The sequence below is a fragment of the Kocuria sp. SM24M-10 genome, from assembly GCF_001027955.1.
In the GTDB taxonomy this organism is placed as follows: domain Bacteria; phylum Actinomycetota; class Actinomycetes; order Actinomycetales; family Micrococcaceae; genus Kocuria; species Kocuria oceani.
The window spans coordinates 1-12314 of the sequence record NZ_LDNX01000162.1 but is presented as its reverse complement, the minus strand read 5'-3'; the positions used below and the strand labels follow the sequence as shown (position 1 = coordinate 12314).

The window sequence follows — 12314 nt, the reverse complement described above, 5'->3', positions numbered from 1 at the left end:
ATCGTGCCCATGACCGAGACCCGATGGCTGTCCCCCGAGGAGCGCGAGGCCTGGTTGGCGCTCGTGTCCATCATGTTCACCCTGCCCGGCAGCATCGAGTCCCAGCTGCAGGCCGAGGCCGACCTCAGCCTCGCCGAGTACCTCGTCCTGGCGATGCTCTCCGAGGCCCCGGACCGGCGGCGGCGGATGTCGGACCTGGCCACGGCCACCAACACCTCGCAGTCCCGGCTGTCGCGGATCGTGGCGCGCCTCGAGCGCGACGACCTCGTGGTGCGCACGGGCGACGAGAAGGACAAGCGCGTGGTGCTCGCGGAGATCACCGACCGCGGCATGGAGAAGGTCGAGCAGGTGGCGCCGGGCCACGTCGCCCACGTCCGCCGCACGGTGATCGACCGGCTCACCCCCGTCCAGGTCCAGCAGCTCGCCCTGATCGGGCGCCTGGTCGAGGACGACGCCCAGGGCCCCACCGCCCGCGGGATGGCCGCCGACCAGCTGTGACCCCGTAAGCATGCGTCAGCAAATGTTGTAAGGGAAAGTATATTGGGCTACGGTCGTGCCATGTCCACGACGCCCGCGCCCGAGCGCGCCACCGCCTCCCGTTCCTCCGTTCCCACCACGGCCGCCGCGAGCGCCGGCCCCACCCTCGGCCTGACCGTGCTGCGGGCCGTCCTCGGCCTCACGTTCCTGCTCCACGGCTGGCAGAAGGTCGGCGAGTGGACCCTCGCCGGCACCCAGGCCTCGTTCGCGCAGATGGGCGTGCCGCTGGCCGAGGTCGCCGCGCCGGCCGTCGCCGTGCTCGAGCTCGTCGGCGGCGCGCTGCTGGTCGTCGGTCTGGGCACCCGCGTGGTCGCCGCGCTCCTGGCCCTCACCATGCTCGGAGCCCTCGTCCTGGTGCACCTGCCCGCCGGGTTCTTCGCGGCCGACGGCGGGTTCGAGCTCGTCCTGCTGCTCGCCGCGGGCACGCTGTTCCTCGCTCTGGCCGGTGCCGGCCGCTGGTCCGTGGACCACGTGCTCGCCGGCAGGCGCCGGGCCGCCGCCCGCGCCTGATCCCACGGCGCCCGCCCCGCTCCTCGTCCGGACGGAGCCACGGCCCCCGTGCTGCTGCGTGCCGCGGCACGGGGCCGTCCTCGGCCGTCCGCCGCGCCCCCGGCCCCCCACCGCCGGTGTCGGCACGGGGGCGTAAAATCGGTCCGGCGCGGCGCGCACCACCACGGCGCCGGGCCGGTTCCAGCGCGGGCGACCCCCGCAGATCGGGGGCTCACCCATGAGCATGCAGAACTCGCCGTACATGGTCCTGTGGCGGACCGTCCAGGGCCAGGAGGTCAAGAACCGCCGCATCGACCGGGCGACCCTGCGGCGGATCGTGGTCTTCGCCCGGCCGCACCGCAAGCAGCTCACCGTGTTCCTGGTGATCTCGGTGCTCACGGCCCTGCTGGGCGTGGTCACGCCCGTCCTGGCCGGTGACGTGGTCAATGCCATCACCGGGGGAGACGACGTCTCCGTGGTGGTCTGGCTGGCCGTGGCCATCGCCGCCGTCGCGGTGCTCGACGCCGCGCTGGGCATCGTCAACCGGTGGCTGTCCTCCCAGATCGGGGAGGGGCTGATCGTGGACCTGCGCACGGCCGTCTACGAGCACGTGCAGCGGATGCCGATCGCCTTCTTCACCCGCACCCGCACCGGGGCCCTCGTCTCCCGGCTCAACAACGACGTGATCGGCGCGCAGCGGGCGTTCTCCAACACCCTCTCGGGCGTGGTCAGCAACATCGTCTCGCTGCTGCTCACCGTCGTCGTCATGGTCACGATCTCGTGGCAGGTCACGGCCCTGTCCATGCTGCTGCTGCCGATCTTCCTGGTCCCGGCCCGCGCCATGGGCGGGCGCCTGGCCCGGCTCCAGCGGGAGGCGGCCCAGCACAACGCGTCCATGTCCACGCAGATGACCGAGCGGTTCTCCGCCGGCGGCGCCACCCTCGTCAAGCTCTTCGGCCGGCCCGAGACCGAGTCGGCCGAGTTCGCCCGCCGGGCCGGCCGCGTGCGGGACATCGGCGTGCGGGTGGCGATGCTGCAGACCGTCTTCGTCACCGCGCTCACCCTGGTCTCCGCGCTGGCCCTCGCGCTGGTCTACGGGCTGGGCGGCGCGCAGGCGATCCTCGGGAACCTGGACGCCGGCGACGTCGTGACCCTCGCCCTGCTCCTCACCCGGCTCTACACCCCGCTGACCATGCTCGCCAACGCCCGGATGGACATCATGAGCGCCGTGGTCAGCTTCGAGCGCGTCTTCGAGATCCTGGACCTCGTGCCCCTGATCCAGGAGCGGCCCGGAGCCCGGGCCCTGCCCCCCGGCCCGGCGTCGGTGGAGTTCGACGACGTCCGCTTCGCCTACCCCTCCGCCGAGGAGGTCTCCCTGGCCTCGCTCGAGGACGTCGCGGTGCTCGACACCCGGGGCGGCGAGGAGGTGCTGCACGGGGTGAGCTTCACGGTGCTGCCCGGGCAGACCGTCGCCCTCGTGGGCTCCTCCGGCGCGGGCAAGTCCACCATCGCCCAGCTCGTGGCCCGGCTCTACGACGTCACCTCCGGGGCCGTGCGGATCGGCGGCACGGACGTGCGGGAGGCGACCTTCGCCTCGCTGCGGGAGACCATCGGGATGGTCACCCAGGACGGGCACCTGTTCCACGAGTCGATCCGGGAGAACCTCGCCCTCGTGCGCCCCGAGGCCACGGACGAGCAGCTGTGGGACGCCCTGGCCCGGGCCCGGATGGAGCACGTGATCCGGGCCCTGCCGGACGGGCTGGACACCGTGGTCGGCGAGCGCGGCTACCGGCTCTCCGGCGGTGAGCGCCAGCGGCTGACGATCGCCCGCCTGCTGCTGGCCGCCCCGCGCGTGGTCATCCTCGACGAGGCGACCTCCGCGCTGGACTCCACCAACGAGGCCTACGTCCAGGCCGCGCTGGGCGAGGCGATGGAGGGGCGCACCGCCCTGGTGATCGCCCACCGGCTCTCGACCATCCGCTCCGCCGACCAGATCCTGGTGGTGGAGGGCGGCCGGATCGTGGAGCGCGGCCGGCACGCGGAGCTGCTGGCCTCCGGCGGGCGCTACGCCGAGCTGTACGAGACCCAGTTCGCCGACCAGGAGGTCTGACCCGTGCTCGACGACGTCCTGGCGCGCCTCGGAGTGGATGCCGCGGGCGCGCTCGCGGTGGTGCTCTCGGCGGTGGGCATCTATCTGGCGTTCCTGCTCATGGTGCGCCTGCTCGGGCAGCGCGTGCTCTCCCGGCTGTCCACCTTCGACGCGGTCGTGGCGGTGATGCTCGGGGCCGTGGCCGGGCGCGCGGTGCTCGGGGACACGCCCACCCTCGCCGCCGGTGTGCTCGGGCTCGGCACGCTCTTCGCCCTGGAGGCCGCGTTCGGCCGGCTCCGCTCCGGGATCCGGGTGTCCGCGCTGATGAACAACCGGGCCGTGCTGCTGATGGCCGGCGACCGGGTGCTGGAGGCCAACCTGCGCCGGGTGCACGTGGTGGAGGCCGAGCTCCACGGAGCCCTGCGGAAGGCGGGGGTGCGCAACCTCGGGGAGATCGCCTGCGTGGTCTTCGAGGCCTCGGGCACGATCAGCGTGCTCCGGCGCGGCACGCCGGTGGACCCGCGGCTGCTGGCGGGCGTGCGGGACGGGGACCTGGTGCCGCGGGAGCTGCTGACGGTCACTCCTCCGGACTCCACTCCTCCCCGTCCGCCAGGGCGTTGAGCTCGTAGGCGGTCCTGCCGTCGATGCTCTCGCGCAGGATGTCCGCGTGCCCGGCGTGCCGGGCGTTCTCCTCGACCATGTGCAGCGCCACCCACCGGGCGGGCCAGGTCTCCAGGTCGGGCGGGAACCAGGGCGCCTCCGGGACGGGGATCCGCATCTCGGGATCCGCGGTGCGCAGAGCGGCCTCGACCCGGTCGGCCAGCGCGAGCAGGGCCGCGCGCAGGGACTCTGCGGTGTCCGCCGGGCGCACGGCCTCGGGCAGGACCGCGCCGGCCGCCCAGTCCGTGCCGTCCTGCGGCTGCTCCGGCGTCCGGCCGGGATCCAGCAGCTCGGCGAACGCGCCGTGCTCGCCGATGAACAGGACGTGGCGGGCCAGCGCGCCCAGGCTCATGGCGCTGGCAGAGGGCGTCGCGCGCAGCTGCTGGGCGTCGAGCCCCTGGAGCGTGGCTGCGATCTGCCGGATCTGCTGGGCGGCGAAGGCCGCGAGGGCGTCGCGCTCGTCGGTGACGGTGCGGGTGAGGAACGGCATGGTCGTCTCCTGGTGTCCGGGGAGGTGGGTCAGCGGGTGTGGGCGTACAGGTCGCGCAGCAGGGCGAGCTCCGCGCCGTGGTGGATCAGCTCGCGGTTGATGTGCAGCACCAGCGCGAGCATCGGCAGCTCCGCGTAGGGGCCCTCCACCGGTCCGCACGGGCGCGCCAGGTCCGATTCCGACAGGGAGCGCACCCCGGCCGTCCAGCGTGCGTACTCGCGGTCCAGCTGGTCCAGGGCCTCGTCGGCGGTGCCGGCGTAGGCCCAGTCCTGGTAGGAGGCCTCCGGGCCGCCGAAGTGCCCGTGGCTGCGCACCGCGAGGATCCCGACGACGACGTGGGCCATCCGCCAGGCGATGGTCGTGAACGGCGCGGGCACCGGCTCGGGGAAGGCGAAGTCCACCACGAACTCCCCGCCGCCCGCCTGCATCGGCGTGCGCTGCTCGCCCCGGGGATGGACCGTCCACGCGGACCCGCCCGTGGGGTCGAAGTGGTACTCCTCATCGGTCAGGCCCGCGAGGCGGGGCCGCAGCTGATGGGTCCAGTGCCACTCGATCTGGTCGGTGGCGCAGGCGGCGACGTCGAGGTCGGGCATGGCGGTTCCCTCCTGTTCGGGGCCCTGGGCGGGTGCGGGGCCGTGCAGCCAGTGTCCGCGCAGGAGCGGACAGATCCTGTCCGCTGGTGCGAGGACACTGGTGCCATGACCGATCCGACCCGTCGCGTCCTGCGCCTGCTCTCCCTGCTGCAGTCCCGCCCGGTGTGGACCGGGCCCGAGCTGGCCGCGGAGCTGGGCGTCACGGTCCGCTCCGTGCGCCGGGACGTCGACCGGCTGCGGGAGCTGGGCTATCCCGTGCCGGCGGACCGGGGGCACGGCGGCGGCTACCGCCTGGGGCGGGGCCGCCGGCTGCCGCCCCTGCTGCTCCAGCCGGAGGAGGCGGTGGCCGCGGCCGTGGGACTGCGGCTGGCGGCGGCCTCCGGGATCGACGGGCTGGGCGAGGCCGCGCTGCGGACGCTGACGACCCTGGACCAGCTGATGCCGCCGGGTCTGCGCGAGGAGGTCTCGGCCGTGGCCGGAGCGGTCGACGTCGTCGTCCCGCCCGGGCCGAGCGTGGACGCGGACGTCCTGGTCCTGCTGGCCCGGGCCGTGCGGACCCGGGTGCTGGTGCGGCTGGACTACGAGACCCGGGACGGCCGGCGCGCCGAGCGGCGGATCGAGCCGTACCGGGTGCTGTCCCTGGGCCGGCGCTGGTACCTGTTCGCCTGGGACGCGGACCGGGACGACTGGCGCACGTTCCGGCTGGACCGGATCCACGGCGCGCGCACCACCACGTTCCGGTTCGTCCCGCGCCCGGTGCCAGACGTGGAGGAGCACGTGCGCCGGTCGGTCACCACCTGGGCCTACGCGCACACCGTGCGGGTGCGCCTGCTCGTGCCGCTGGAGCGCGCCGGGGAGGTCGTCCCGCCGCAGGCGGGACGGCTCACGGCCGACGGCCCGGGCGCGTGCGTGCTCGAGGCGGGCGGGGACGACCTGGCCGGGATCGCCCTCCACCTGGTGCGGACCGGCTTCGAGCTGGAGGTCCTGGACCCTCCGGAGCTCACCGCGGTCCTGCAGGAGATGGGGCGGCGGATGCTGCGGGCGGTCCCGGGACCCGGGTGAGGGCCCCGGGGGTCAGCCCTTGACGGACCAGAAGCGGCGGTCCCGGTCCCACTGCACCGTGCCGCCGTGGGCCTTGCGGAACTCCGCGAGGACCTCCTTGCTGATCGCGGTGTGCCCGTTCTCCAGGGTGCGGACCCACTCGGGCCCGAAGGTCTCCGGGATCTCCTGCACGGCCTGCTCCTGGGACAGCCGTCCCTCGGTGCGGATCCGGTCGACCATCCAGCCGGCGATGTCCTGTGCGCTCGTCATGCCTCGAGCCTACGCGGCTCCGGCGCCCCAGCCGCACCGGGGCTGCAGCGGATCCGGGGCCGCAGCAGCTCCGGGCCGCAGGACCCGGCCAGGGCCGGTCAGGCCAGCCGGACCACCGTGCGGGCGTCCGAGTCCCAGCGGCGCAGGGAGACCGCCCGCAGCGGCGCGGGGTGCGGCTCGAGGACGCCGAGGGCCACGGCCACCTGGTCCGGGCGCATCCGGCGGGCCAGGGTGATGTGCGGGGTCCAGGCCCCGGGGAAGGAGGTGCGGGCCTGCCCGGGCACGGTGCCGACGGCGTCGCAGACCCGCCGGTGGAGCTCGAGCAGCTCCGGGGTGGTCACCACCTGGCGGACCACCACGTAGCCGCCCCGCCCGGGACCGAACAGCAGCACCCCGGCGCTGGCCAGCGGCAGGTCGACGAACCCGGCGGCGGCGGCGACCCGCTCGTCGATCCCCGGGACCGTCTCCGGGGCCAGCGAGGGCGCGGCCACCACGGTGATGTGCGGGCGGTTGGACGGGGAGCGGTGCCGGCCGGAGCTGGGCAGACCCGCCTCGATCAGCCGGTCCCAGTCGGCGCGCACGGACGCCTCGGCGTCCTCGCCGAGCAGCAGTTCCAGGCTGTGCACCGCCCACCTCCTCCCTCAGCCGATATGTTCTTTATGCCCGTAAATTGGCGCATGGAGGTCTGACTTACCTTACATAGAGAGATTTCAATAGGTAGTCCTCCGCAGTTGAATAGAAGTGAAGTAAAACGGCTTCTATCTCGTCGACGTATCGTAAGGTGTCCTCGACTGTTTGGCGTCCCGCGACCTCGGCTAACGAAGCATCGCCATGGGCAACATCATTTCGGAAGTTGGCTACAGTCTCAAGTGTAAATTGATGCCTAGGAAGATCAAGCGAATTATTCGAAAAGCCGAAGACTCTCCATATTGGATCAAAGTGCTTTTTTCGAATTGTTCTGCCATCGAGAGGCAAAATGCTTTCGTTGAGCAGGCATTGGTCGTGACTACTAAACTGCAGAGTTAGGTCAACTCTCCGATTAAGTGATTCGTGGGCGCCACTATTCGCTATGGAAACAAACTGCGAATCGCAAATGAGGGAAAACAGACTGGGACGCACCTGGATAAGTGGAGTTCTTGTTGCGTTTATTTCATTCACTAATGCGGTGAGAGATTCTTTTAGTGTGCGTTCGAGGGTGGCAGAGATTAGGACATAGGTTGATGCATGTAGGGCTTCTGCTGCGCCTCCCTTGACTTTTCCAGAACTGATGTCCAGAAGGGCTTGTCGAATTCCATCCAGACTTTCCCCAGCTGTGTGAAGGCAGCCTTCCAAATTTGAATATGCCACAAGAATACTCAGTTACTCAGCATTGGTAAGAAGTTGTCGCGCGCGAGCAATTCTTTCACGGAGTTTTTTGCGAGTGTTGGTTGCTCCCGTACTAGCCTCAACGAGCTGGGGGTCGTCAAGCCAATTTTCCTGCGGATGTACGGGAGAACTGCCGTCTCGAAGTATGTCGCCGACAGCCACCATGCAGGCTTCAAGTTCAATTTTCGGCGTCACAGCGACATTCGTTCGCAAAAATGGCCCGCCGATCAATTCATTCAAGAAATCCACTACTGAGTGAAATTCCTGTCTCAACTCAATAATCTGCCCAGAGTCACGGTGGTCCTCCATGAACTTCGATAAGAATTCATTCACCGCACCCCCGAAATTTTCCCTATTGTAGCTATAAGCAAAGTACTTTAGTACCTGTTCCTCCCTGGTTGCGTTCGCTTCGTCGTTCTTTTGAAGCTTTAACAGAGATTTGAAACCGGGGTAACCTGCTAGTTCGCGAAGTAGTTCATTAAACGGACCTTCGTAAATGCAGGCCCTAATTTCCTGAGGAGATAATGCTACGGCTCCGCGGTTAAGTCGTTCAAAACTTTCGAACCGAGTTTTTGGATCACTCTTATCGGAAAGGGCGGTTATGCCAATCCCGCGTTTCATAAAGCTCATTTGGATTGCTGGTGGAAGGGACCGAAAAGTGCTGCCATTGAAATTGGGTAGCGAACGGAGCCCCTCGAGTTCCAATGGATCGGTTTTGCCCAGCTCAGCAAGGGATTGTGGATCTTCAGTCGTAAAGTGCAAAAGTGTAGATACTCGCTGGAGGCCGTCGACCACTTCCCAAGTCCCATCGTCGTTGGTGGCCACAAAAACGTTAGGGATGGGAAGTCCCAAAAGAATGGATTCAATTAAGCGGGATTCTGTTTCGCTATCCCATCTAAACTTTCTTTGATAGGTGGGAGCTCGATGCAATTCACCTCGTTCTGTCATTCCCACAAGCTCGCGCACAATTATGTTGTATGCGTCTACATCCACCTTTTTGCGGGCGGCATCGAGTTCTGACTGAAGTTCTTTCGCTTCCACCATACTTACGATCATAGGGGAACTGGCAGCCTATAATGAGCAACCAGAGCGGTTCGGGGGTTTGCAGGAAGCGCCTATCCTTGAGGCAGCCCCGATTAGCCCTCTGGTGGGCGTCGTCATGTTCCTGCACTCGCACCTGTTGTGGCAGGGGCAAGAAGATAGGCTTTGCGGCACGGCAACGGGAGGATCTCCATGACCGACATCGCCATCCGTTTCGAGGGTGCCGGCAAGACCTACCCGGACGGGACGACCGCCGTCGAGGCCCTCGACCTCGAGATCCCGCGGGGGTCGCTGACCGTCTTCGTGGGGCCGTCCGGCTGCGGGAAGACCACGTCCCTGCGGATGATCAACCGCATGGTGGAGCCCACTTCCGGCACCGTCACCGTGGAGGGCCGCGACATCACCTCCGTGCCGGCCCACGAGCTGCGCCGCTCCATGGGCTACGTCATGCAGCAGTCGGGCCTGATGCCGCACCGCACCGTGGTCGACAACATCGCGACCGTCCCCCGGCTCAACGGTGTGCCGAGGAAGCAGGCGCGCGAGCGGGCCCGGGAGCTGCTGAGCACGGTCGGCCTCGACGCGGGGCTGGGCTCCCGCTATCCGTCCCAGCTCTCCGGCGGGCAGCAGCAGCGGGTGGGCGTCGCCCGGGCGCTCGCCGCCGATCCGCCGATCCTGCTCATGGACGAGCCGTTCTCCGCCGTGGACCCCGTGGTGCGCCAGGACCTGCAGCGGGAGCTGCTCGACCTCCAGCGCCGGCTGCACCGCACGGTCGTGTTCGTCACCCATGACATCGACGAGGCGGTCCTGCTCGGCAACAAGGTGGCCGTCTTCGCCACGGGCGGGCGCCTGGCCCAGTACGCCACCCCGGAGGAGCTGCTGCGGGCGCCGGCCGACGACTTCGTGGCCGACTTCGTGGGCCGCGACCGCGGCTTCCGCTCCCTCACCTTCGACTCGGCCCACGACATCCCGGTCCGCTCCGTGGCGGTCCTCCGCCCGGACGGCACCCCGGGCGTCGTCGGACCCGGCGACGGCCCCTTCCCCGGGGGGTGGACCCTGCGGGTCGGCGACGACGGCGCCCCGCGCGGCTGGGTGCGCACCGGGGCCGAGGCCGACCCCGTGGTCGGGGGCACCCTGCACCGGCCCGGCGGCTCCCTGCGCAGCGCCCTGGACGCCGCCCTGTCCTCGCCCTCGGGGCTGGCCGTGGTGGTCGACGACGACGGGCGGGCGATCGGGGTCATGGAGCCCGGCGAGATCGTCGCCGCCGTCCAGGACGCCCGGCTCGGCGGGAGGACCCCGCGGTGAACTGGACGGCCCGGAACTGGCCCTACGTCCTGGAGCTCACGGGCGCGCACCTCGTCCAGTCGGTGCTCCCGCTGCTCCTCGGCGCCCTGATCGCGATCCCGGTGGCCCGGCTGGCCGCCCGCAACCGCACGCTGCGCCCGGTCTTCGTCACGGGCTCGTCCCTGCTCTACACGATCCCGTCCCTGACCCTGTTCGTGGTCCTGCCCCTGCTGCTGGGCACGCAGATCACCTCGGTGACGAACGTGATCGTGGCCCTGACGGTCTACGTGGTGGCCATCCTCGTCCGCTCCTCCGTGGACGCCTTCGAGTCCGTGGACCGGGACGTCCTGCAGGCCTCCACCGCCATGGGCTACCGCCCGCTGCGCCGGTTCTTCGCGGTGGAGCTGCCGCTCGCGGTGCCCGTCCTGATCGCCGGGCTGCGGGTCGCCTCCGTCAGCAACATCTCCATGGTCAGCGTGGGCGCGGTGATCGGCGTGCAGTCCCTCGGCACCCTGTTCACCGACGGGCTGCGCCGCTCCATCCTCGAGGAGATCGTGGTCGGCATCGCCCTCACCGTGCTCCTGGCCGTGCTCCTCGACCTGGTGCTGCGCGGGACCGGGCACGCCCTGACCCGGTGGCAGCGGGCGGGCCGGGCCCGCACGCGCGTGCCGCGCGTGCGGAGAGGAGCCGTCGCATGAGCCTCTTCGGCACCGCCCTGTCCTGGCTGACGGACCCCGAGAACTGGTCCGGGGCCGCCGGCATCCCGGCCCGGCTGCTCGAGCACCTCGCCTACAGCGGCATCACCCTGGCCGTGGCCCTGGCCGTGGCGGTGCCGCTCGGTCTGTGGGTGGGCCACACCGGACGCGGCTCGGGCCTGGTCGTGGGTCTGACCGGTGCCCTGCGCGCCCTGCCCACCCTCGGACTGCTGACCCTGTTCACCCTGCTGCTGGGCCTCGGGCTCGTGCCGCCGATCATCGCGCTGGTGCTGCTGGCGATCCCCCCGATCCTGTCGGGCACCTACGCCGGCATCGCGAACGTCTCCCCGGCCCTCAAGGACGCCGGGACGGCCATGGGCATGACCGGGGGGCAGGTGCTGACCCGCGTGGAGCTGCCCAACGCGCTGCCGGTGATCCTGGGCGGGATCCGCAACGCCGCCCTGCAGGTCGTGGCGACGGTGACCGTGGTCGCCTACATCAACCTCGGCGGGCTCGGCCGCTACCTCATCGACGGGCTCGCGGTGCGCGACTACTCGCGGATGCTGGGGTCCGTGGTGCTCGTGGCGGTCCTCGCGCTCGCCGTGGACGCCGCGCTCGCCGCGGCCCAGCGGCTGTCCACCTCACCGGGCCTTCGCCTGGCCTCTCCCTGACCGCCCGCCGTCCTCCGCCCGCACCGCCTGCACCGACCGTCCGACGACCGGCGGCATCCACCGCCTGCACCGACCACCTGCACCGACCGACAGGAGAACCACCATGACCACTGCTCCCGCTTCCCTCCGCCGCGCCGCCGGGCCGGCCCTGGGCGCCGCCCTGCTGCTGGGTCTGACGGCCTGCGGCTCCGGCGGCGATCCGCTCGCCGGGGGCGAGGAGACCTCCGCGGGGTCCTCGGAGACCGTGACCGTGGGCTCCGCCGACTTCCCGGAGAGCGAGATCGTGGCCGAGCTCTACGCCGGCGCCCTCGAGTCCGCCGGGGTCCAGACGGAGACGTCCCTGGGGATCGGGGCCCGCGAGGCGTACGTCGGGGCCGTCCAGGACGGGTCCGTGGACGTCGTCCCGGACTACTCGGGCAACCTCCTGCTCTTCGCCGACCCCGAGGCCACCGCGAGCTCCGCCGAGGAGATCATGGACGCCCTGCCGGGCGCCCTCCCCGAGGGGCTCACCGTGCTGGAGCCCTCCGAGGCGCAGAACAAGGACGCGATGGTCGTCACGCCCGAGACCGCGGAGCAGTACGGCCTCACGAGCATCGCCGACATGGCGCAGGTGTGCGGCCAGCTGGTGATCGCCGGTCCGCCCGAGTTCGCCGAGCGCGCCTACGGCCTGGACGGCCTCGAGGAGAAGTACGGCTGCGTGCCCCAGTCGTTCGAGCCGATCAACGACGGCGGAGGGCCCCTCACCGTCGAGGCCCTGCTCAACGGTGACGTGGACGTCGCCGACATCTTCACGACCACACCGGCGATCGCCGACAACGACCTCGTGGTGCTGGAGGACCCGGAGAACAACTTCATCGCCCAGCAGGTCCTTCCGCTGGCTGCGGCCGACCGGCTGCCCCAGGAGGCCGTGGACGCCCTGAACGAGCTCTCCGGCAAGCTCACCACGGAGGACCTCATCGACCTGAACCGCAAGGTCAGCGGCGACCAGCCGATCAGCCCGGCGGACGCGGCCCAGGAGTGGCTCTCCGCCAACGGCTACTGAGCCCGGCCGCGGCGGAACCACGTCTCCGCACAGCGGTGCGGGTGCCCGGT

The 12314-nt window shown here is 70.2% G+C and carries 15 protein-coding genes; 9 read left to right on the top strand and 6 right to left on the bottom strand.

Translation table 11 applies throughout. The features are described from left to right. Positions 1–9 precede the first annotated feature (9 nt). From ABL57_RS19020 to ABL57_RS19005, 4 genes are all read left to right on the top strand, one after another. On the top strand, positions 10–498 hold the full coding sequence (locus ABL57_RS19020; RefSeq protein ID WP_047805059.1) for a MarR family winged helix-turn-helix transcriptional regulator: 489 nt from the start codon (positions 10–12) through the stop codon (positions 496–498). 60 nt (positions 499–558) lie between these two features. Next, the gene (locus ABL57_RS19015) at positions 559–1047 is read left to right on the top strand and encodes a DoxX family protein (RefSeq protein ID WP_082157590.1); all 489 of its coding nucleotides are present in this window, start codon (positions 559–561) and stop codon (positions 1045–1047) included. A 217-nt stretch (positions 1048–1264) separates the two neighbouring features. Further along, positions 1265–3136, top strand: a complete 1872-nt coding sequence (locus ABL57_RS19010) for an ABC transporter ATP-binding protein (RefSeq protein WP_047805058.1) — start codon at positions 1265–1267, stop codon at positions 3134–3136. Positions 3137–3139: 3 nt separating this feature from the next. Then, complete coding sequence (locus tag ABL57_RS19005) at positions 3140–3736, top strand: DUF421 domain-containing protein (RefSeq protein WP_047805057.1); 597 nt, start codon at positions 3140–3142, stop codon at positions 3734–3736. Here the strand turns inward: ABL57_RS19005 and ABL57_RS19000 are convergent. Together ABL57_RS19000 and ABL57_RS18995 are read right to left on the bottom strand one after the other, a co-directional pair. Next, on the bottom strand, positions 3693–4265 hold the full coding sequence (locus tag ABL57_RS19000) for a DUF664 domain-containing protein (protein ID WP_047805056.1): 573 nt from the start codon (positions 4263–4265) through the stop codon (positions 3693–3695). The genes ABL57_RS19005 and ABL57_RS19000 overlap by 44 nt on opposite strands. A gap of 29 nt (positions 4266–4294) precedes the next feature. Then, positions 4295–4858: a DinB family protein gene (locus tag ABL57_RS18995; RefSeq protein WP_047805055.1), complete on the bottom strand. Its 564-nt coding sequence runs from the start codon at positions 4856–4858 to the stop codon at positions 4295–4297. Positions 4859–4963: 105 nt separating this feature from the next. On the opposite strand from ABL57_RS18995, the gene ABL57_RS18990 reads away from it, so the two are divergent. Further along, positions 4964–5920, top strand: a complete 957-nt coding sequence (locus ABL57_RS18990) for a YafY family protein (RefSeq protein WP_047805054.1) — start codon at positions 4964–4966, stop codon at positions 5918–5920. 12 nt (positions 5921–5932) lie between these two features. On the opposite strand, the gene ABL57_RS18985 is transcribed toward ABL57_RS18990, so the two are convergent. The 4 genes from ABL57_RS18985 to ABL57_RS21530 all read right to left on the bottom strand — a co-directional run bounded on the left by ABL57_RS18985 (position 5933) and on the right by ABL57_RS21530 (position 8578). Continuing rightward, on the bottom strand, positions 5933–6169 hold the full coding sequence (locus ABL57_RS18985; RefSeq protein WP_047805053.1) for a hypothetical protein: 237 nt from the start codon (positions 6167–6169) through the stop codon (positions 5933–5935). A 98-nt stretch (positions 6170–6267) separates the two neighbouring features. Next, entirely contained in the window at positions 6268–6795 is a 528-nt protein-coding gene (locus ABL57_RS18980; protein ID WP_047805052.1) for a 2'-5' RNA ligase family protein, read from the bottom strand. A gap of 64 nt (positions 6796–6859) precedes the next feature. After that, on the bottom strand, positions 6860–7516 hold the full coding sequence (locus ABL57_RS23615) for an MAE_28990/MAE_18760 family HEPN-like nuclease (RefSeq protein WP_160310825.1): 657 nt from the start codon (positions 7514–7516) through the stop codon (positions 6860–6862). Between the two features lie 12 nt (positions 7517–7528). Further along, positions 7529–8578: a DUF262 domain-containing protein gene (locus tag ABL57_RS21530; RefSeq protein WP_160310824.1), complete on the bottom strand. Its 1050-nt coding sequence runs from the start codon at positions 8576–8578 to the stop codon at positions 7529–7531. Between the two features lie 189 nt (positions 8579–8767). Here ABL57_RS21530 and ABL57_RS18975 point away from each other — a divergent pair, with 189 nt between their 5' ends. The 4 genes from ABL57_RS18975 (at position 8768) to ABL57_RS18960 (ending at position 12264) form a co-directional block, all read left to right on the top strand. Continuing rightward, positions 8768–9877: an ABC transporter ATP-binding protein gene (locus ABL57_RS18975; RefSeq protein WP_047805051.1), complete on the top strand. Its 1110-nt coding sequence runs from the start codon at positions 8768–8770 to the stop codon at positions 9875–9877. Next, a complete protein-coding gene (locus ABL57_RS18970; RefSeq protein WP_047805050.1) occupies positions 9874–10554 on the top strand; it encodes an ABC transporter permease in 681 nt (226 codons plus the stop codon). Before ABL57_RS18975 ends, ABL57_RS18970 begins: the two co-directional genes overlap by 4 nt. Beyond that, positions 10551–11222, top strand: coding sequence for an ABC transporter permease (locus tag ABL57_RS18965; protein WP_047805049.1), 672 nt, complete (start codon positions 10551–10553; stop codon positions 11220–11222). Before ABL57_RS18970 ends, ABL57_RS18965 begins: the two co-directional genes overlap by 4 nt. 103 nt (positions 11223–11325) lie before the next feature. Further along, positions 11326–12264: an ABC transporter substrate-binding protein gene (locus ABL57_RS18960; protein ID WP_047805048.1), complete on the top strand. Its 939-nt coding sequence runs from the start codon at positions 11326–11328 to the stop codon at positions 12262–12264. The last annotated feature ends 50 nt before the right edge of the window (positions 12265–12314 follow it).